Genomic DNA, 20,438 nt, shown 5'->3' with positions numbered 1-20,438 from the left:
ATGAGTAAGCACGCGGCGATCGAATCCGACGACGCAGTCGCCGAACGGACCGCGAAGGCCGCCGGACAGGTCGAACGTCTGACCAGGTGGCGCGATGATTTCCCGACTCCCGGCGTCCGCTTCGCCGACCTCACCCCGGTCTTCGCCGATCCCCACGCCTTCCGTGCGGTGATCGACAGCCTCGCCGCCTGCGCCCCCGATGCCGATCTCGTCGCGGGCGTCGACGCACGCGGCTTCCTGCTCGGCGCGGGCGTCGCGGCCACGCTCGGCACCGGCGTGCTCGCGGTCCGCAAGGCGGGCAAGTTGCCGCCGCCGGTGCTCTCGCGCGAGTACACGCTCGAATACGGCACCGCGCGCCTCGAGATCCCCGGCGACGGCATCGATCTCGCCGGTCGGCGCATCCTGCTGCTCGACGACGTGCTCGCCACCGGCGGCACGCTGGCTGCGGCGGCGGAGTTGTTCGACCAGGCCGGAGCCGAAGTCGTCGCGGCCGCGGTGGTTCTCGAACTCACCTTCCTCGGCGGCCGGGATCGCCAGGGCGATTACCCGCTGACCGCCGTCGTTCGGGTGTAGGTCGTTCGGCGCAGGTGTGATCGGAATATCACTGGCGCCGAGGCCTCGGCTCTGGCTAACCTGGACGAGTCTTGTTCCCGTTGATCGGAGTCATGCCGTTGCTCTCATGAGGTAGCGCTCTCGGGCGGCCCGCGAATCGCGCGCCGCGTATCCGTCGCACACCTCAGGGGTTCACATGGCCTTTCTTTCGCTGTCCGATCTCACCTTCGCCTGGCCCGACGGCACCCCCGTCTTCGACGGGCTCGACGCCGTATTCGGCGCGGGACACATCGGGCTGGTCGGCGCCAACGGTTCTGGCAAATCCACCTTGCTGCGGTTGGCGGCCGGTGAACTCACGCCTGCGCGCGGTTCGATCACCGTTTCCGGTCGCCTCGGCTACCTGCGCCAGGACCTCGGGTGGGCGCCCGGCCAACGGGTCGATGCCGTGCTCGGTATCGCCGAGATACGGAAGTCGTTGCACCGCATCGAATCCGGCGGCGCCGACGAGCGGGATTTCGAGACGGTCGGCAGTTCGTGGGATGTCGAGGAGCGCGCGATCGCGCTGCTCGGCCGACTCGGACTGAACTACCTCGCCGACTCGGTCGAACAGCTCGACCGCGCCCTGGAGACCCTGTCCGGCGGCGAGACGGTGCTGCTCGGGCTGGTGGCCCAACTGCTGTCCGAACCGGATGTGCTGCTGCTGGACGAGCCGACCAATAATCTGGACCGGTTCGCGCGAGCGCGCCTGTACGAGGTGGTCGACCAGTTCTCCGGAGCCGTGCTCACCGTCAGTCACGACCGCGAACTTCTCGATCGCATGTCCGGAATCGCGGAACTGCGCCAAGGCGAACTGCGGATGTTCGGCGGCGGCTACAGCGACTACGAACAGATCGTCGAAGCCGAGCAGGAGGCCGCGCGCGCCGCCGTGCGCGAGGCGCGCGGAGATGTCCGCAGGCAAGCCAGGGAGCTGGTCGAGACACGGGTCAAACTCGACAGGCGGCTGCGCTACGGCCGCAAGATGGAGGAGAACAAGCGGGAACCCAAAATCGTGATGGGTGCGCGCAAGCGGGCCGCACAGGTGTCGGCGGGCAAGTTGCGCAATACCCATATCGACAAGCTGGACACCGCGAGGCAACAGCTGACCCGCGCCGAGGAATTGGTGCGTGACGACCGCGAGATCCGTGTCGACCTGCCGGAGACGCGCCTGTATCCGGGGCAGGACGTCGTCGACCTCGTCGACGTGGCGCTGGCCTGTGGGCCACGGGTGACGCTGCGGGTCAGCGGGCCGGAACGGATCGCGCTGACCGGGCGCAACGGCATCGGCAAGACCACCCTGCTGCGCCGCGTCGCCGAAACACCGCCCGCCGTGCCGTGGCGGATGCTCGCCCAGCGGCTCGACGTCTTCGACGAGAACCGCTCACTGTTCGAGAACGTCGCGGCCGCCGCGCCGCATGCCACCGCCGAACGGATCAGAGGTCAGCTGGCCCGCTTCCTGTTTCGCGGCGCGGCGGCCGACGTCGCGGCGGGCGCGCTCTCCGGCGGCGAACGGTTGCGCGCGGCGTTGGCCATGCTGTTGCTGGCCGAACCCGCCCCGCGGCTGCTGCTGCTCGACGAGCCGACCAACAATCTCGACCTGCCGAGCCTGGAACACCTCACCCAGGCGCTGGCCGGATTCGAGGGCGCGCTCATCGTGGTCAGCCACGATCCGCGCTTCCTCGAAGAGATCGGCGTGACCAGGTGGCTCGACCTCACCGCCGACGGGCTGCTCGAGGGTGTGCCCGCCGAGGAGGACGGTGCGGACGATCTTCCCGATGGGTAGTGCCGCGTACGCACCCCGCGCTCGGTACGGGTCAGAACTCCCGGACGGGCAGGGCGAGGGTGTCGAAGGCGGCCTCGAGGAAGTCGTCGGGTAGGCCGGTGCCCGACCAGGTCCAGTCCGGCGGGCTCATCGCCTCGGCGACTTCCTCGACCGCCCAGCCCGCGCGGTCCGGTTCGTCCATCGGGATGCGCAGGGCGATGACAGCCCACGTGGTCAGTTCGTCGATGCCGAGGTACTGCCACCATTCGGCGTCACTCCAGCCGAGTCGTTCGGTGGCGTGTTCGGTCCAGGCCGCGCGGTACAGCAGGGTCAGCGTGGTGCGGGGGTCGGCGTCGGCGGCGGCGACGGCCGCGCGGACGGTGCGCACCAGCCGCAGTTCCTGGGAGCGTGGGTGCCGGGCGAAGAAGCCGAGGTTGTCGCGCAGGGTGGCGCGGAAAGCGCGGCCGCGCCCCAGGTGCCAGCGTTCGGGCGGCGCCCAGAGCCTGCCGGGGCCGTCGCCGAGTCCGGCCGCGCGCGCCCTGGTGGCGATGTCGCCGAGTACCGCGTCGCGCCAGCCGAGTCCGTAGACGGCTTGCGCCGCGACGATCGCGTGCACCTGTTCGTCGGTCGCCGCCGCGTCGAGCACGTCCGCGTCGCAGCTGCCCCAGAGTGCGGCCAGCGCCGCCATCACGGCCTGCCTGCACTGCGCATCGAGCTCACGTCGGGGAATGTCGGTCCATGGCAGCAATGCCAGGTAGGTCCGGTCCCACAGTTCTCGCACGGCTGAATTGTTCACCACGACTTCGCCACCGCGCCAATCAACCCGGCCGTGTCGTGCCGCCGGGGCGTCGAGCAACCCTTGACGCCGCAGTTTTGGTTGAATACACTAAAAGTGGCGAGAGAGAGGAAAGACGCCATGGGATACGGACATTGGGACGACACCGCCTACCGCGCGGCCAAGACCTACCGCGCGAGCCGGGGAGTCGAGGACTTCGGCTACACCGCGAGCATGCGTGACAAGCCCTACACCGACTGGGCCGCGCATCCCGACCTCGACCCGCTCGGCGTGCGGGCGCGCGAATGCCGCGACTCGGCCGAACACGGCGCCGCCCTTCCGGTCGCGGTGCTCTTCGACGTGACCGGCTCGATGGGCCGCGTGCCGAGAATCATGCAAGCCAAACTCGGCACCCTGCACGGATTGTTGCGCGCCAAGGGGTACGCGGAAGATCCGCAGATCCTGTTCGGCGCGATCGGCGACGCCGACACCGACCGGGTCCCGTTGCAGATCGGGCAATTCGAATCCGACAACCGCATGGACGAACAATTGCGCAATATTCTGCTCGAAGGCGGCGGTGGCGGCCAGAAGTCCGAAAGCTACGAATTGGCCGCCTATTTCATGGCCACCCATATTGTCACCGACGCCTGGGAGAAACGCCGCAAACGCGGCTATCTGTTCCTCATCGGCGACGAATTGAACAAACCCCGCCTGGCCTCGCGACACATCCGGTCCGTCATCGGCGACCACGTCCGCACCGACGTCGAGGTGGCCTCGATCTACCGGGAACTCGCCCGGCGCTGGCACGTCCACTACATCCTGCCCGACCAGTCGAGCTACTACGACGACCCGGAAATCGCCGAACACTGGCGCGGCCTGCTCGGCCAGAACTTCCTGAAACTCGACGATCCCGGCGCGGTGTGCGAACTCATCGCCCTCACCATCGGACTGGGCGAGGACAAGGTCGACCTGTCCTCGGGCTTGGCCGACCTGCGCGACCTGGGATCGGTGGTTGAGGCCGAATCGGTCGGGAAGGCGCTGGGCGGAGGTCCGCGCGCGCTGCCGGGAGGCGCGGCGTGAGTGCGCCTCCCGGCGCCGATGTGGACAGCCGTGTCGGCGCGGGCGATCGGTGCGGGAACGAGGGCAGGGTGCGCCGCAGCGATACCGGCGCGGCCGGTTTCCGGGCGGACCGGCGGGACGATCGTCGCGAGGAGGTGGTCGATGGCGACGCTGGGATACGCACCGGGAATGTGATCGTGGTCGACCTCGGATTCGGTGATGCAGGCAAAGGTGCGACCGTGGACTGGTTGTGCGCGGTGGAGTCCGCGCGTCCGGTCGCCGCGGTGGTGCGGTTCAACGGTGGCGCGCAGGCGGCGCACACGGTGCTGGCGGATGGAAAGCGGCATACGTTCGCGCAATTCGGGTCTGGCACCTTTTCGGGGGTGCCCACCCTGCTCTCGCGGCACATGCTGGTGGAACCGATAGCGCTGGCCGCCGAGGCCGCGCGACTGGCCGAACTCGGCGTCCCCGACCCGTTGCGACTACTGCGGATCGACGGCGGGGCACTGCTCACCACACCGATCCACATCGCCGCCAACCGTGCCCGCGAGGATGCGAGGGGTTCCTCGCGGCACGGGTCCTGCGGGCGCGGCATCGGCGAAACCGCGTCCTACGCACTGCGCTACGACGCTCCTCGGGTCGCGGACTGTCTGCGGCCCGAGGCGCTCGACCGGAAGCTGCGCGCGCTCGCCGACCACTACGCTCCGCTCATCGCGCCGAGTCCGCACCGGTACGAGCCGATCCAGGATCTGGTGGCGATGTACCGCGAATTCGCCGCCGCCGTAACGATCGTCGGGCCGGACTGCCTCGCGGAGTTCGCCGCCCGAGGGCGCCTGATCTTCGAGGGCGCCCAGGGCGTGCTGCTCGACGAGTGGCGCGGTTTCCACCCGCACACCACGTGGTCGACGGTGGAGCCGCGCCGGGCGAGGGCGATGCTGCGTGAGATCGGCGCGCGCGCCTACACTCTCGGCGTCACCCGCACCTATGCCACCCGGCACGGCGCCGGACCGTTTCCCACCGAGGATCCCGCGCTCGATATCCCGGAGCCGCACAACCCCTTCGGTCGGTATCAGGGCGAATTCCGGCGCGGGCACGCGGATCCGATCCTGCTCCGCTACGCGATCGCGGTCTGCGGCGGCGTCGACGGCCTCGCGCTGACCCACCTCGACGCGCCCGCCGCGGTGCGCGCCGCCACTCACTACCGCACGCCGACGGGTCGCGTCACGGACCTGCCGGTGGGGCGGTGGCGGGATCTGGCCCATCAACGGCGGCTGACCGAACTCCTACGCACCGCCAAACCAGTAACGGTCGAATTGCCCGACGACCGAGTCGGGTGGTGGGAATCGGAATGCGGAATTCCGGTGGCACTCACTTCCGACGGCCCGAATCGCGGCGCCCGCACGATGCGCACCCGCGCACTCGCCGCGATCAGCGGGTGAAATATTTCCTTTTCGTTCCATAGCGGCCGGAGTAATATCCGAGATGCTGATTTCCTGTGCAGACCGGCTCGGCTGCCCGTCGGAATATGCCCGACCCGCTGCTCGGCCCGGACAATCATTCGGTCGACGAAAGAGCAGTGCGGTGTTATCGCGACATATTCACAAAGACGATCTCGCGGCGCGATTGCGCGGCCCGGCGGAATCCGAACTCCGCATGCGAAGAGATATCGCATGGCTGAAAGAGGCGATGGCGACGCTGCTCGACGAACGCGGCCTGCCATTGCCCGAAGAACACCACAACTGACCTCGCGCGGGGGACGCCGCGCCGTGTGCGTGTCCGGCGGTGCGGTGCCGACCGCGCCGCCGATCGTCGCCGCGACATGATCCACTGCCCGCGCGTGCCCAGCGGTACCCCGAACAGCCACGCGGGCCGACCACCCTCGCTCCTGCTCGTCGGCCACTGCCCGTTCGGGAGGGAATCCACTGCCCGTTCGGGAGGAACTCTGCCCCTCTGCCTTGCCTCCGGTCGCCATGGCCCGGGGAGGGAGCGCTGTGCGATTGCGTAGCGGTGGCAGGATGGTGCGCCGTGGAGCAATCGGTGGTGTCGGTCGATGTGGTGGCCCTGCGGTTCTGGAGCGACGATCCCGGTCTGACTCTCGGCGTGGCCGCTCGCGCGCATCCGCCGTTCGAGGGGGAGCTCGCCCTGCCGGGTGTGTTGCTCGCTCGCGGGGAACGGCTGGCGTTGGCGGCGCGGCGCGCGGTGCACACCAAACTCGGGGTGCCGGAGGCGGCGATCGGTGCGGTGGGGCAGCTGGTGACCTTCGACGAACCCGCCCGCGATCCGCGCGGACCCACCCTGTCCATCGCGATGTGGGCGGTGGTCGGGCCGCATGAACCGAATGCGACGCGATGGGTGTCCTTCGACGAGGTCCCGCCCCTCGCCTTCGACCACACCCGCATCGTCGGCGCGGCGCGCGGACACCTGTCCCGCCTGCTCTGGAAGGACCTCCCGTTCACCCGCGCGCTGACCGGCGAAGAATTCCCCGCGACCCGCGCCGTCGAACTGAGCACGGCACTGCACGGCGCCCGCCCCGATCCCGCGAACCTGAACCGCACCCTCGCCACGATTCCCGGTCTGGAGCGCACCGCCGAGCGCCGTCGCACCAAGGCGACCGGACGCCCCGCCGCCGTGTGGGCGTTCGCGGAGGTATAGCGGTCCGGGGGGCTTTCATCCGGTGTCGGAACCCGCGAACCCGGCTTCGGCGTGACAGCTGCCGTTCATCACGGATATACCGCCGGTGACCGGCTCGTATAGCTGAGCGCTATCGAGAGTTCAGGTCCGGTTCAGCCGGACTACGCGCGGTTTCGCGGGCGATGAAACGTCCGTGAACACCGGGCGAGGGTGCTATCGGCGCCCGGTGCGCGCACCGCATGGTTGCGGCATGGACCGCAGGCAGCTGCTGGCGACGACCGTCGCGGTGACGGGGGCCGCGCTGCTGTCACCTGTCGCGGCGGTTCTGCCCTCGGGCGTCGCGCGCGCGGCGGCCCGGCGCCCGAAGGTGGTGCTGATCGGCATCGACGGCCTCCTGCACACCAGGATCGAACCGTCGACCGCCCCGAATCTGACGCGCCTCGGCGCCGATGGCCTTTTCGCGCGCGGTTCGCTCGGTGCGCACATCAGCATTTCCGGCCCGTCGTGGGCGACGGTGCTGACGGGGGTATGGGACAGCGCGCACGGCATCACCGGCAACAGCTTCGACGCGCGCCCCTTCGCCGCGCATCCCACCGTCTTCACCCGCCTGCGGCGCGCGCGGCCCGAACTGAAGACCCACAGCATCGCGACCTGGGACATGATCGCGGTCATGGCGGGCAGCGGCGACCCCCGCGCGGGCGTGGTGGTCACCACCGCGCCGTTCCCCGGCGACGGCGACGAGTCGAGGACCGACGCGCGCACCGCCGCCGACGTGGTCACCGCGGTCACCCGCTACGCGCCCGATTTCCTCTTCACCCATCTCGACCAGGTCGATCACGCGGGCCATTTCGCGGGCGGCGCGCGTTCGCCCGCCTATGTCGCCGCCATCACGCGCGTCGACGAGTTGGTCGGACGGATCGTCGCGGCCGTCGACGCCCGCGCCGCCGCCGAACCCGACGAGGCGTGGACGATTCTGGTGACCACCGATCACGGCCATCGGCCCGAGGGCGGGCACGGCGGCCGCACACCCGACGAGACCGCGACCTTCGTGATCGCCCGCGGTCCCGACTTTCCGGCGGGCGCGCTCGCCGAGGACATCACCCTGGCCGATCTCACTCCCACCGTGCTCGACCTGTTCGCGGTCCAGGCCGAGCCCGCCGTCGACGGCCGCTCCTTCCTGCGTCGATCCGCCGCGCGACCGGCCGAGAGTCGCTAGTATCGCGCTCCGGCGACAGGGGGCCGACACTTGTCGGCGCACCGGACTAAAGTTGTGGTCTGAGCGGTTGCAGCGTTCGGGCACGTGGTCCGGGCGCGGCTGTGGAGAGGCGGTGGCATGACCCAGCATCTGGATGAGGCGAACGTCGAGCAATCGGCGGGGTCGAGTGCTGCCCCGGCGGCCAAGGAGAATCCGCAGACATCGAGGTCAGCGGCCGGTTCGACGCCACGTCCGCCGGGTTCCTCGACGGCTGTGCCCACCTCGGCCTCGCGCCGCGTGCGCGCCAGGCTCGCGCGCCGCATGACGGGTCAGCGCGGCATCGCCGCGGTCAAACCGGTGCTGGAGCCGCTGGCCACCGTGCACCGCGAGCTGTATCCGAAGGCCAACCTCACGCTGTTGCAGCGCGCCTTCGACGTGGCCGACGAGCGGCACTCGCACCAGTTCCGCAAATCCGGTGATCCCTACATCACCCATCCGCTCGCGGTCGCCAACATCCTGGCCGAACTCGGCATGGACACCACAACGCTGGTCGCGGCCCTGCTGCACGACACCGTCGAGGACACCGGCTACTCGCTCGACCAGCTGACCACCGACTTCGGTCAGGAGGTCGCGCACCTGGTCGACGGCGTCACCAAGCTGGACAAGGTCAATCTCGGCGCGGCCGCGGAGGCCGAGACCATCCGCAAGATGATCATCGCCATGGCGCGCGACCCGCGCGTGCTGGTGATCAAGGTCGCCGACCGGTTGCACAACATGCGCACCATGCGTTTCCTGCCGCCGGAGAAGCAGGCCAAGAAGGCCAAGGAGACCCTCGAGGTCATCGCCCCGCTGGCGCACCGCCTCGGCATGGCCACGGTGAAGTGGGAGCTCGAGGACCTCGCGTTCGCGATCCTGCACCCGAAGAAGTACGACGAGATCGTGCGCCTGGTGGCCGATCGCGCGCCCTCGCGTGACACGTATCTGGCGAAGGTGCGCGCGGAGATCGTGAATACCCTTGCGGCGTCGCGGATCAACGCGATCGTCGAGGGTCGCCCGAAGCACTACTGGTCGATCTATCAGAAGATGATCGTCAAGGGTAAGGACTTCGACGACATCCACGATCTGGTCGGTATCCGGATCCTGTGCGACGAGGTGCGCGACTGCTACGCCGCCGTCGGTGTGGTGCATTCGTTGTGGCAGCCGATGGCGGGCCGGTTCAAGGACTACATCGCCCAGCCGCGCTACGGGGTGTATCAGTCGTTGCACACGACGGTGGTTGGTCCGGACGGCAAGCCGTTGGAGGTGCAGATCCGTACCCAGGACATGCATCGGACCGCGGAGTTCGGTATCGCCGCGCATTGGCGGTACAAGGAGACCAAGGGCAAGCATTCCACCGACAGCACCGAAGTCGACGACATGGCGTGGATGCGGCAGTTGTTGGACTGGCAGCGTGAGGCGGCGGATCCGGCGGAGTTCCTGGAGTCGCTGCGGTTCGATCTGAAGTCGCCGGAGATCTTCGTGTTCACGCCGAAGGGTGATGTGATCACGTTGCCGCAGAAGTCGACTCCGGTCGATTTCGCGTACGCGGTGCACACCGAGGTGGGGCACAAGTGCATCGGCGCGCGGGTCAACGGGCGGCTGGTGGCGTTGGAGCGTCAGCTCGAAAACGGTGAAGTGGTCGAGGTTTTCACCTCGAAGGCGCAGAACGCGGGCCCGAGCCGGGATTGGCAGAACTTCGTCGTCTCGCCGCGTGCCAAGGCCAAGATCCGGCAGTGGTTCGCCAAGGAGCGGCGCGAGGAGGCGCTGGAGAACGGCAAGGAGCAGATCTCGAAGGAGGTCCGCCGGGTCGGGTTGCCGTTGCAGCGGTTGATGAGCGTCGACGCGATGACGGCGGTCGCCCACGAACTGCACTACTCCGACATCTCCACCCTCTACACCGCGGTCGGCGAGCACCAGGTTTCCGCGCATCACGTCGTGCAGCGCCTGATGGCCCAGCTCGGCGGCATCGGCGACGTGGAGAACGAACTCGCCGAACGGTCGACCCCGTCCACCACGCCCGCACGGCAGCGCACCACCGGCGACGCGGGCGTGCTGATCCCCGGCGCCGAGGGCACCGTGGCGAAGCTGGCCAAGTGCTGCACCCCGGTGCCCGGTGACGAGATCATGGGATTCGTCACCCGCGGCGGCGCGGTGAGCGTGCACCGCACCGACTGCACCAATGCCGGATCGCTGCAGGCGCAGTCCGAGCGCATCATCGACGTGGAGTGGGCGCCGTCACCGTCGTCGGTGTTCCTGGTCGCCATCCAGATCGAGGCGCTGGACCGCACCAGGTTGCTCTCCGATGTCACGAAGGTGCTGGCCGACGAGAAGGTCAACATCCTGTCGGCCTCGGTCACCACGCACGGCGATCGGGTCGCGATCAGCAAGTTCACCTTCGAGATGGGTGATCCGAAGCATCTGGGGCACCTGCTGAACGTGGTGCGCAATGTGGAGGGCGTCTACGACGTATACCGGGTCACGTCGGCGACCTGATCGAGCGGGTCGCGGGTGATCGACGAAAGCGGCGCCGCCGTAGCGAATCGGTCGGAAACTTGCCGAGCCTACACCCGTGGCGCGCCGATGTGCGAGTGGTTCGCATCGGCGTTTCGCGGAAACTTTTCTTCGCTTATCCAGTCATAGCCGTAATCTGTTACCGTCTATTGGGTTTCATGGTTGGAACAGGCGCGGCAACACGAGATTGATTGCGGATCGCTATGACTGATTATGCGGCACGGATGTCGGGGGTGCTGGTCGCGCTCGCCGTGGTCGTCGCGTTCCCGGCGACGGGCCCGGTCTTCGCGAATCCCGTTGCGCCGTCTACGGATCTGGCGATCCGCAGCTGTCCGGCGCTGTTCGCGCTCGGTGTCCAGGGCACGGGGGAGTCCTCCCCGGACGCCGCGCCGACCACCGACACCGGCATGCTGTCGACGGTCTTCCGTCCACTCATGGCCGCGGCTCCCGACGCGGGTCTGGTCGATCGCGCCTACGTGCCCTACGAGTCGTCCTTCGGCGGCATCGACGCGAAAAGCGTGACACCGTACGCGGACTCGGTCACGGGCGGTCTGGTCCGGTTGCGCACGATGGCCAAACAGGTCGCCGACCGGTGTGCCGAAACACGTTTCGCGATCGTGGGCTACTCGCAGGGCGCGCACGTCGTGTCGCTGTTCGCGCAGGAGGTGGGTCGCGGGTCCGGTGTGATCGCGGCCGACCGGGTCGCGGGGGTCGCGCTGTTCGCCGATCCGACCCGCAATCCGGGCGCGCCGCTGTTCCCCGGCGCCCCCGGCAAACAAGCCCCCGATCCGGCGCCGGGCACTCCGGGCGAGCGGGTGGCGGGTGTGCCCGCGCTCGCGATGGCGCCCGCCGCGGGCGGCGGCATCGGCCCGGAGCGGGACAAGGCCCCGAATTTCGCGGCGCTCACCGGTCGGGTGGCGAGTTTCTGCGCCGCGGGCGATCTGGCTTGCGACGCGCCGACCGGCGCGCCGATCCTGCGCGCCGTCGCGAATGTGGCGGGGCAGAGCACGCTCAGCGGCGGCGACCCGATCGCCGCGCTGACCTCGATCTCGCAGGCGCTGGCCTACACCTCCATCAAGACCGTCACGAAGGTCGCCTCCGAGGACGTGCACGGCACTTCGCTGTCGACGCTGTCGGTGGCTCCGGGCAAGTCGATCTCCCAGCGCGTCGCCGACGCTTCCGATCCGCGCGCGCCTTTCGATCCGGCGCTCGCGGTGCAGGCGCTGCTGCGGATGGGCATGATCGGCCTGAACGCCGTGGCGACGGTGGTGCGCACGGTGCTGAGTCCGGCCGCGATCTCCGAACTGGCCACGGCGGGACTGGCGAATCCGGTGGCGGGCCTGCTGATGTTGGGTACCAGGCTGGCGGGCGCGATCCCCGAACTGATTCCGCCGACGACGATATCGCGCCTGGTCAACCAGGCTTACGAGGCGGTCGTGCAGACGGTGACGGACAATCGGGAGCTGCTCGATCTCACCACGTGGGTACGCTATTGGGACACCGTGCAGCGACACGGTGCGTACGGCACCTCGGCGGTGGCGGCCAATGGGGACACACCCACCCGGTATGTCGCGGACTGGTTCGCCGCGCTGGCACGAGATCTGGCCGGCGCGTTCGGCGCGGGCGCCGCCGTCCAGGGAGCCGCGGGCACCGCTCAGGGTAACAAGCCGGCACCCGGATTCTCAGGTGCTGGTTCCGGCGCGTCGGCTACACCGAATTCCTCCGGTACGGGACAATTTCCGTTCGGGACAGGAGCCGATGGCGCCTCATCCGGCGGCGCGACCTCGATTCCGCCCACCGAGCGACCCGGTACCGCCAACACCTACCCGTTCGCCACGAACTGATCGCCGAGAGGTGCGACGATGCGACACCACGTGCCCTGCGCTGCGGGAATGGGGGAATGTTGAAACCGTACAATGAGCTGTCGCGCTGGTACGGCGCGCTCGAACCCGACGCTTCGACGCCCCCGCCGCGGCAGGCCGGTGCACGGGAGACCGATTCGCGGCAGACCGATGCTCGAGAGGGCGACGTACCCGAGGCCGACGCGCACGAGTCGCGCGCGCACGAATCGGACGCGCGGGAATCCGATCCTCGGGTGACGGACATCAGAACCGGAAGACGTACGAAGGACGACGTATCGCCGGACGCCGGGACCGGAATCCGATCGACGCGGAGCGGAGCGCCGGACGCGCCCGCGGTATCGGGGCCGGCCTCGTATCCGGACCACCTCGGCGAGGAAGACGATCTCGAGCAGGCGCGCGCGCGTGCCGAGGTGCCGACCGACCTGCCCGCGCGGCGCAGCGAATTCGTCGGCGGCTGGTCGGACTGGGTGGCCGCCGATCACGCGCCGGGACCCGACGACGACTACGAACCCCGCCCGATCGGATCCGTGCGGTTCCCGTGGCCCGAGGACGACGTCGTGGCGAGCGACGAGCGTCCGCACAGCGGAACCAAACCCGCGCTGCGCACCGCGGCGCGCGCGCATCCGACGACCCGCCGGGCCAGGGTGCTGCTGATGCTCGCGCTCGCGGCGCTGTTGCTCGTCGCGGCCGTGCTCGGCGCGCTGTGGCTGCTCGGCCCTGGTCAGCGCGGGGCCGCGGCGCCGCGGCCGATGCAGTTCACCGCGGGCAGCGTGCAGTCCGACGCGGCCGCGGACTGCCCGACCGAACGCAGCGTCGGCGTGCTGCGCGGCGCTACCGACGGCGGCACCGAATCCGGGCCCGACGCGGTGCTGGCGTTCCAATACGCCTACTACGTCGAGCGTTCCGGCGAACAGGCGCGCGCGGTGGTCGCGCCCGATGCGCCGATATCGCCCGCCGCGGTGATCCAGCGCGGCATCGATACGATTCCGGTCGGCACCTCGCATTGCGTGCGGGTCATCACGATCACCGAGAACAGGTACTCGGTCGAGGTCACCGAGTATCGGCCGGGTGGTGTGCCGGCCACGTACAACAGGCAGACGGTCACCACCGCGGTGGTCGGCGGTCGCACCCTGATCACGGGTATCGCGGCCGGGTGAAGGAGAGCTGAGAGCGATGGGAGAGGACTGGAGCCGCTGGCTCGACGAGGCGCCCGAGGAACGGGGCGAATCGTCGGGTCGACAAGTGCGGTCCAAGGCTCCGGTGGTACGACTGCGGCGCAGGCGTGACGACGAGGGTGACACGGAGACGACGCGGCGGCCGATTCTGGTGGTCGGCGGTTGCGGCGGTGCGGGAACGACCACAACGGCGCTCGGTCTCGCGGGCGAACTCGGGGTGTCGGGGAATCCGACGATCGCGGTGGACGCCACCGCGGCGGGCAGCGATCTGGCCCTGCGCGGCGCGGACGAGCACCTGCATCCGATCAGCCTGCAGTCGTGGCTGTACGGACGCGGCGACGACGAGCCCGCGCCGTTGAAGGAGTGCCTGTCGCTGGCCACTTCGGGGATCGGCCTGCTGTGGCGCGACGCCGCGCCGCTGCGTCGCCGTGCGACCTATCTCACGGTTGCGCGCGCGGTCCGCGAAGCCGGGTATACGGGCGTCTACGACGGCGGGAGCCCGATTGCCGGGCGGCAACTGCTGCCGTTGCTCGATGACGCGGATGTGGCTTTGGTGCTTGCGATCCCGGCGCGCACCGATGCCGCGAACCGCCTGCGGGTGACCTTGGAATGGCTCGATGACCAGTTCGGTTCGACGGCGGAGGGGCACGGCGACGGGATCGTCGGCGATACCACCATCGTGGTCTCGCATCAGCTTCCCGACGCGGACTCCAGGGTTGCCGATCATTTGCGAGAACATCTTTCCGGATGGGTGCGCGATATCAGGGAGATTCCCTACGACCCGCACCTGGCGCGCGGGGAGCTCGTGCGACACGCGTCGCTGGCGGAGTCGACGCGCCGCGCGTACGCGAAGTTGCTGGCCGGGGTGGCATCATGACCGCCGCAATGAAACTTCGACGCAAGCACGATCCGCAGCCTGCCGGGGTGGTGGCACCGCCGGAGTCCCGTCGCGCCCCGGTGTGGGACCGCCCGGTGCCCGGGGTCGGCCGCGCGCCGCTGGTGTGGTTGCTCGGTGTGCACGGCGGCGCGGGAGCCACTACGCTCGCGCATGTGCTTGCGCCAGCGGCGGATTCGAGCCGCCGCTGGCCCGGCGTCTTCGAGCGCGAATCGCCCTTCGTCGTGCTCGTGGCCAGGGAGACCGTCCCGGGGTTGACACGCGCCCATGATCTGTTGCGCCAGCACCACTTCGGGTTCGGCGGGCCGTCGCAGGTGATCGGGTTGATCACCGTCGCCGCGCGCCCCGGCCGCATCCCGGCCGAGATCCGCCGCTACCGCGACGTCGTCGGTTCGCTGGCCGGTCCGATGTGGCAGGTGCCCTGGTACGAGGAATGGACGCTGGTCGAGGCCGAACAACTGCCGGTGTGGTCACCCGGCGATCCGCTGCCCGAGCGCAAGCGCAAGATCGACCCGCTCGACGAGGTCCCGGTCGAAGTGCGCGAGCTCGGCGCCGATATCGTTGCCGTTGTCCGCGAAAAGCTCGATGCCAGTTCGTCTTTCGATGAGGAGGAGCCGTGATGGCGCGCACCGGATCGACCGTGACCTTCGAGAAAGGCTGCCGATGAGCATGATTCTCCTCGCCGTGCACGACACGTACGGCGCCGTTCTCGCCCAGGTCGGCAATCCGACGCCGGAAGCCCCTCCCGGTTCGGAGAAGATCCTGCAACTGGTGCGCTACCTGACCTGGTTCGTGCTGCTGTCGGGCATCTGCGGAATCGTCTACGCGGGCGGCAAGTTCGCGTGGGAGCGGTGGTCCGGCGGCGGTCTCGAATCGCCGAAGATGGTGGCGGGCGCCATGATCGGCGGCGTCGTGGCCACCAGCGCGGGCACCATCATGAACGCCGTCATCGGAACCTGAGGTCGACATGTCCAGTGTGCGCGTCTCGGCGATCGAGACACTCGCCTACAAGCGGATGCCGTCGGAAGTGCTCGAACCGCTCATGCAGCTGCTGAACTGGCTGCTGTGGTTCGTGCTGCTGATCTGCCTGGCCTGGCTGATCATGGCCGCGGGCCGGATGTGGAACGCCGTGCGCGGCGATATGGCGGTCAACGACGCCACCCACGGCGTGCTGATGAGCCTCATCGGCGCCGTGGTGGCCACCTCGGCCTCCGGCATCGCGTTGGCCATCCTGCCGGCGTGAACGACCGGTACCTGATGCGGACGGCTCCGATATGAACTCCACAGTGATGCGCTCGCGCGCGGTCCGCGTGGTCGGCGCGGCACTGGTCGCGGTGGCGGGCTGCGGTGCGGGCGAGAGCGCGAACGGGCCCGATCTCGCGGCGGCGCCGACGCAGGTGCGCTGGCAGGACTTCCAGGGCGTCGACCTGCCGAGGACCGCGCAGGGGCCCGCCTCGGTCACCGACGGCGCCGCCGTCGACTTCGAGCACTCGCCCCCCGGCGCCGCCGTGGCCGCGATCACCCACACCGTGCGCCTTTCGGTGGCCGCGGACAGCCAGTGGCCGAAGGTGGTGGCCGGGGAAGTGGTGCCGGGGCCCGCGCGCGACGAGTGGTCGGTGAACCGATTACAGCTGTCCATCACCGGACCTGCCGCGGCGGAGTACGCGCCGCGGCTGCTCGGGTACCGGATCACCGACTACAGCGACAGCCGCGGCACCGTCGAGGTCTACACCGAGTATTCCGACGGTTCGAAGGCGGTGAATCACACCACCGTCGAATGGTTCCAACAGGATTGGAGACTGCGACTGCCCGACCCGGAATCGACGGCGCGGCCCGTCGAGGCCATCGATGAACTACCCGACGACATCGTGACATTGGAGGCACCGAAGTGAGTCAGAAGGAGCCCTACGCGCGTGAGCGCGTCTCCTTCGGTGTCATCGCGTCCGCGGCGCTGCTGGCACTGATCATCGTGGTCGGCGTCGTGATGTACATCGGCCGTGACGATTCCGACGGCGAGGCGGCCGCCCCCGTCGCGGTCGCGGCGGGCGGCGAGGGCTTCGCCGCACCTGAGCTCGACATTCTCGGCAGGCGCGTCGACATCCCGAACAATCCGGCCGGGCAACCGCTTTCGCAGGATCCGGCGCGGCAGCGCAAGGCCACCGATATCGACTGGCTGAGTGCGGCGCCGGAGGGCACGCGGTCGCCGTTCGGCTGGCAGCGGGTGTACGGCGCCTCGGTGCCGTTCTCCACCTCCGACGGCCCGACCCGCATCGAAGACGGTCTGGCCGTTGGGTATTCGCATACGCCGCAGGGCGCGGTGCTGGCCGCGGCGCAGATCACCTACCGCATCAACGCCCGCCCCGCCGACCGCGACCTCTACCTGCGGCAGGTGCGGGTCTCGGCGCAGCAGATCACCGCCTACGACAAGGCGCTCGGCGAAGACCGGTTGCCCAAGCAGCAGCCCGAGCGGATCACCCGCTACTTCGTCGCCTCCGACGCGTTCAAGGTGGAGAACTACGCCGACGACCTGGCCATCGTGCGGCTGGCCTCGCGCGGTCCCGTTGTCGACGGCAAACAGCTCTGGGCCGCACTGCGTCTGGTCGTGGTGTGGGACGCGGGCGACTGGCGGCTCAAGCCGTCGGCGTCCAACGGTTCGCAGACCGAGTACATCGAATCGATCGAAGGGTGGACCGCGTGGTGAACAGTTCCCGAGCGGACCGCCCCGGTCCGCGTACCCCGGATACGTTGTCGCGCAGGCGGACATCGTCCGCGCCGCGCGGTGACGCACGCCATACCGGAGCGGGCGCACCGGATTACGCGATCGGTGCGGGCGCGAGACTCCGGCGGGAGACAATGGAACGCCCGTCGACCTCGGCGGGCATCGGCCGGACAATCGTTCGGCGACAAGACGATCGGACCTCGCGGCCGCTCTCGCGCGCCGCGCGGGCACGGACCGGGTCCCTGCGCAGCTTCGAGGGGTGGACACAATGGTGAGGCGGCTACTCACGATCTTCGCGGTCATCTTCACCGTGATGATCGCGACACCGACGGTGGCCTACGGCCAGACCTACGGTTTCGACGACACCTGCAACGAGATCCACGACACGCTCGATGACGTCGGCCTGCCCGGCATCTCCCTCGGCGACGCGGCCTCGGCGGCCTGCAAGGCGGGCAACGCGGCCTCCCATCCGGGCGACGCGGCCACCGCCGTCAAGGACAAGGCGTGGGATTCCACCTTCGGCAAGGTGGTCGACTCGTTGATGAAGGGCCTCGGCGAAGCCATCATCCTGGCGTTGACGTTCTGGATGAAGGTGCCCAACGAGGCGGCCAGCGACAACGGTTCGCTGTTCACCACGATCAACGACTACACGTATCAGATCCAGATATTGCTGCTGATCGCCTCGGTCATCCTGACCGGCGCGCGACTTGCCGAGGCCAGACGCGGGGCGGCGGTCGGCGAGGCGATCGAATCGTTCCGCATGTTCGCCAGGGTGGTGTTCAGTTCCTGGATGCTCGGCGCGGTCGTGGTCGCGGGCACCCAGGCCTCGGACCGCTTCAGCGAGTGGGTGATCACCGACGCCACCAACGGCAATGCCAAGGATCTCGCCGAGTTGATGGTCAAGACCAGCAAGTTGCAGGCGTTCTCGCCCGGTCTCGTGCTGATCATCGCGATCGTCGGGCTGCTCGGAGCGCTCGCGCAGATCGTGCTCGCCATCATCAGGCAGGGGTTGCTGCTCGTCGCCGCCGGCGTGCTCCCGCTGGCCGCCGCCGCTTCCGGGATGAACATCGGTAAGCAGTCCTATTCGAAACTGGTCGGCTGGATCATCGCGTTCATGCTCTACAAACCGGTGGCCGCGATCGTCTACATGATCGCGTTCACCACCGCGGGCCACGTCGACGGGCTCACCTCCACCGGCGGACTGCCCGAAGGTGAGGAAGCCCAGCGCATGCTGGTGGCGATCGTGCTGCTGTGCAGCGTCGCCTTCGTGCTGCCCGCGCTCATGCGCCTGGTCACCCCCGCGGTCGCGATCGTCGGCTCCGGCGGTTCCGGTCTGACCGCGGCGGGCGGCACCCTCGTCGCCGCCGCGGCCCTCGGCGCCGTCGGCACCAAGGCGGTCGCCGTGCGCGCCACCGCGGGCGCCGGATCGCCGGGCTACGTCGGCGGTGGCGGCGCCGGTCCGCGTCCGGGCGGCGCCGGTCCGCGCGGCGGCGGTCCGCGCCCGGTGCCGCCGCCGTCCGGCGGCGGTGGCGGCGGGGGTCAACCTCCGCGCGCCTCCGGCCAAGAGGGCGCGTCCGGAGTACCGTCCGGTGCGTCCAGGGCGGTCGGGCGCGCGAGCGCGGCGCGGGCCGCGACGAGCGGCCTCGGCAAGGCCGAACAGACCATGGGTGACGTCGCCGGTGACCGCTGGACGAACCGGTCGCCCGACCTCGGGAGGAGCACCATTCCGCGATGACTGTGACCGACACCTACGAGCGCCGCTCGTACGGCCTGTGGCAGAAGCCCCGCAGCGCAGGTCTCTTCGGCCTGCGCTGGGAAGAGACCGTGATCGGTTTCGTGGTGGTGATCACGGCGCTGATCACCGCCATGGTCGGCGGTTTCCAATGGGGTTTCATCGTCGGCGGCGTCGGCGTGGTGATCATGGTTCCCCTGGTGTGGCGCACCGGCGGCCGCTCCGGATACGAGACGGGATTGATGATGTTCAACTGGATGCGTTCGCGCGGCAACGGCGAGCACGTGTACCGGGGCGGCCGGTTCTCCCGCGTGCCCGGCGGCGTCACCCGGCTGCCGGGTCTGCTCGCGCCGTCGAAGCTGTACGAAGGCATCGACGCGGGCGGCTACAGCTTCGGCATGATCCACCTCCCGCAGTTCGCCCAGTACACGGTGGTGCTGCGGGCGTGGCCGCAAGGACACGAGGCGGTCGACCAGCCCGTCATCGACCGCTGGGTCTCCGCGTGGGGCACCTTCCTCGCCTCGGTCGGCCAGACCAGCGACATCGTCGCCGTGGTCCCGGTGATCGACACCGTGCCCGAGACCGGCAACCGCCTGCTCACCGAGGTCTCGACGATCACCAGGCCCGAGGCGCCGGATCTGGCCCAGCAGGTCATGTACGAGCTGGCCACCGAACTGCCGCAGGAACGCGTGCAACTGCTGCCTCGGGTCGCCATCACCTTCAAGGCCACCACCGCCGAGCGGCGCAAGAACCCGGCCGAGGAGGCCGTGGAGATCGGGCGCAGGCTGCCCGGCATCTGCGCGGCGCTCGCCGAGGCCGGTGTGCGCGCCCAGCCGATGTCGGCCGACGAGGTGATCTCGTTCATCCGGCGCAGCTACGATCCGGCCTCCCAAGCCGACCTCGAGGTCGCCGCCTCCGAACCCGAAGGGCACGGGCTGGACTGGGCCGACGCCGGTCCGGTCTCGCACGACGAGAAGTGGGACCACTTCATCCACGACGGCGGCCGCTCGGTCACCTGGGAGATGGACGCCGCGCCCGAGGGCGCGGTGGACGAGCGGGTGCTGCAGCGGCTGCTCGCGCCGAATCCCGAAGTGCCGCGCAAGCGCATCGCGATCGTGTACCGCCCGCATTCGGCCGCCGACGCCGCCGAGATCGTGGACGACGACTTCAAGAACGCCCTGGTGGCCCAGCAGAGCGAACGCGGTGTCGTCTCGGCAGCCGCGACGTTGCGCGTCGGCGCCACCCAGCAGGCGCGCGAGGAACAAGCACGGGGTCACGGCGTGACCCGCTTCGGGGCGCTGGTGACCATCACCGAACCCCTGCGCGGCGACCTGCCGCGCATCGAAGCCATTACCCGCGACCTGTCCACGCAGGCGCGGTTGAAGATCCGGCGGTGTTACCGCTATCAGGCGGCGGCCTTCGCGGCCTCGCTCGGCTGCGGGGTGATCCTGCCGGAGCACGCGACAATTCCGAAGGCATTGGCGGGGTGAGCGAT

19 protein-coding genes are annotated in these 20,438 nt (G+C 69.4%); 18 read left to right on the top strand and 1 reads right to left on the bottom strand.

All coding sequences use genetic code 11. The features are described from left to right. Positions 1 to 573: an adenine phosphoribosyltransferase gene (locus tag IT779_RS01555; RefSeq protein ID WP_196147301.1), complete on the top strand. Its 573-nt coding sequence runs from the start codon at positions 1 to 3 to the stop codon at positions 571 to 573. Between the two features lie 175 nt (positions 574 to 748). Further along, the gene (locus IT779_RS01550) at positions 749 to 2,371 is read left to right on the top strand and encodes an ABC-F family ATP-binding cassette domain-containing protein (RefSeq protein WP_196147300.1); all 1,623 of its coding nucleotides are present in this window, start codon (positions 749 to 751) and stop codon (positions 2,369 to 2,371) included. Between the two features lie 31 nt (positions 2,372 to 2,402). Here IT779_RS01550 and IT779_RS01545 read toward each other — a convergent pair whose 3' ends face one another. Continuing rightward, on the bottom strand, positions 2,403 to 3,131 hold the full coding sequence (locus IT779_RS01545) for a hypothetical protein (RefSeq protein ID WP_232541346.1): 729 nt from the start codon (positions 3,129 to 3,131) through the stop codon (positions 2,403 to 2,405). Positions 3,132 to 3,266: 135 nt separating this feature from the next. Here IT779_RS01545 and IT779_RS01540 point away from each other — a divergent pair, with 135 nt between their 5' ends. The 16 genes from IT779_RS01540 (at position 3,267) to IT779_RS01465 (ending at position 20,433) form a co-directional block, all read left to right on the top strand. Beyond that, positions 3,267 to 4,205 carry a hypothetical protein gene (locus tag IT779_RS01540; RefSeq protein ID WP_196147298.1) on the top strand — a complete coding sequence of 313 codons (939 nt, stop codon included), beginning with the start codon at positions 3,267 to 3,269 and terminating at the stop codon, positions 4,203 to 4,205. Positions 4,206 to 4,360: 155 nt separating this feature from the next. Beyond that, positions 4,361 to 5,623, top strand: coding sequence for an adenylosuccinate synthetase (locus tag IT779_RS01535; protein WP_196147750.1), 1,263 nt, complete (start codon positions 4,361 to 4,363; stop codon positions 5,621 to 5,623). A 43-nt stretch (positions 5,624 to 5,666) separates the two neighbouring features. After that, on the top strand, positions 5,667 to 5,927 hold the full coding sequence (locus tag IT779_RS01530) for a hypothetical protein (protein ID WP_196147297.1): 261 nt from the start codon (positions 5,667 to 5,669) through the stop codon (positions 5,925 to 5,927). A 282-nt stretch (positions 5,928 to 6,209) separates the two neighbouring features. Next, complete coding sequence (locus tag IT779_RS01525; protein ID WP_196147296.1) at positions 6,210 to 6,836, top strand: NUDIX hydrolase; 627 nt, start codon at positions 6,210 to 6,212, stop codon at positions 6,834 to 6,836. A 229-nt stretch (positions 6,837 to 7,065) separates the two neighbouring features. Then, complete coding sequence (locus IT779_RS01520; RefSeq protein WP_196147295.1) at positions 7,066 to 8,031, top strand: alkaline phosphatase family protein; 966 nt, start codon at positions 7,066 to 7,068, stop codon at positions 8,029 to 8,031. A 117-nt stretch (positions 8,032 to 8,148) separates the two neighbouring features. Further along, positions 8,149 to 10,542 (top strand): RelA/SpoT family protein, encoded by a 2,394-nt coding sequence (locus tag IT779_RS01515; protein WP_196147294.1) that lies wholly within the window; start codon positions 8,149 to 8,151, stop codon positions 10,540 to 10,542. 221 nt (positions 10,543 to 10,763) lie between these two features. Further along, entirely contained in the window at positions 10,764 to 12,404 is a 1,641-nt protein-coding gene (locus IT779_RS01510) for a cutinase family protein (RefSeq protein WP_196147293.1), read from the top strand. 56 nt (positions 12,405 to 12,460) lie between these two features. After that, positions 12,461 to 13,579 (top strand): hypothetical protein, encoded by a 1,119-nt coding sequence (locus IT779_RS01505; RefSeq protein ID WP_196147292.1) that lies wholly within the window; start codon positions 12,461 to 12,463, stop codon positions 13,577 to 13,579. A 16-nt stretch (positions 13,580 to 13,595) separates the two neighbouring features. After that, positions 13,596 to 14,474: a MinD/ParA family ATP-binding protein gene (locus IT779_RS01500; protein ID WP_196147291.1), complete on the top strand. Its 879-nt coding sequence runs from the start codon at positions 13,596 to 13,598 to the stop codon at positions 14,472 to 14,474. Continuing rightward, positions 14,471 to 15,112: a hypothetical protein gene (locus tag IT779_RS01495; RefSeq protein WP_196147290.1), complete on the top strand. Its 642-nt coding sequence runs from the start codon at positions 14,471 to 14,473 to the stop codon at positions 15,110 to 15,112. Before IT779_RS01500 ends, IT779_RS01495 begins: the two co-directional genes overlap by 4 nt. A gap of 43 nt (positions 15,113 to 15,155) precedes the next feature. After that, positions 15,156 to 15,452, top strand: a complete 297-nt coding sequence (locus tag IT779_RS01490) for a hypothetical protein (protein ID WP_196147289.1) — start codon at positions 15,156 to 15,158, stop codon at positions 15,450 to 15,452. Between the two features lie 7 nt (positions 15,453 to 15,459). Further along, the gene (locus IT779_RS01485) at positions 15,460 to 15,735 is read left to right on the top strand and encodes a hypothetical protein (RefSeq protein WP_196147288.1); all 276 of its coding nucleotides are present in this window, start codon (positions 15,460 to 15,462) and stop codon (positions 15,733 to 15,735) included. Between the two features lie 31 nt (positions 15,736 to 15,766). Further along, positions 15,767 to 16,384 (top strand): hypothetical protein, encoded by a 618-nt coding sequence (locus IT779_RS01480; protein ID WP_232541345.1) that lies wholly within the window; start codon positions 15,767 to 15,769, stop codon positions 16,382 to 16,384. Beyond that, on the top strand, positions 16,381 to 17,193 hold the full coding sequence (locus IT779_RS01475) for a hypothetical protein (RefSeq protein ID WP_196147287.1): 813 nt from the start codon (positions 16,381 to 16,383) through the stop codon (positions 17,191 to 17,193). Before IT779_RS01480 ends, IT779_RS01475 begins: the two co-directional genes overlap by 4 nt. A 286-nt stretch (positions 17,194 to 17,479) precedes the next feature. Continuing rightward, on the top strand, positions 17,480 to 18,946 hold the full coding sequence (locus tag IT779_RS01470; RefSeq protein WP_196147748.1) for a hypothetical protein: 1,467 nt from the start codon (positions 17,480 to 17,482) through the stop codon (positions 18,944 to 18,946). Continuing rightward, positions 18,943 to 20,433: an SCO6880 family protein gene (locus tag IT779_RS01465; protein WP_196147286.1), complete on the top strand. Its 1,491-nt coding sequence runs from the start codon at positions 18,943 to 18,945 to the stop codon at positions 20,431 to 20,433. Before IT779_RS01470 ends, IT779_RS01465 begins: the two co-directional genes overlap by 4 nt. Positions 20,434 to 20,438 lie beyond the last annotated feature (5 nt).

The organism is Nocardia bovistercoris (assembly GCF_015674855.1).
Classification (GTDB): Bacteria; Actinomycetota; Actinomycetes; order Mycobacteriales; family Mycobacteriaceae; genus Nocardia; species Nocardia bovistercoris.
Note: the sequence above shows the minus strand (reverse complement) of the source record. Positions and strands in the feature narration are given on the sequence as shown.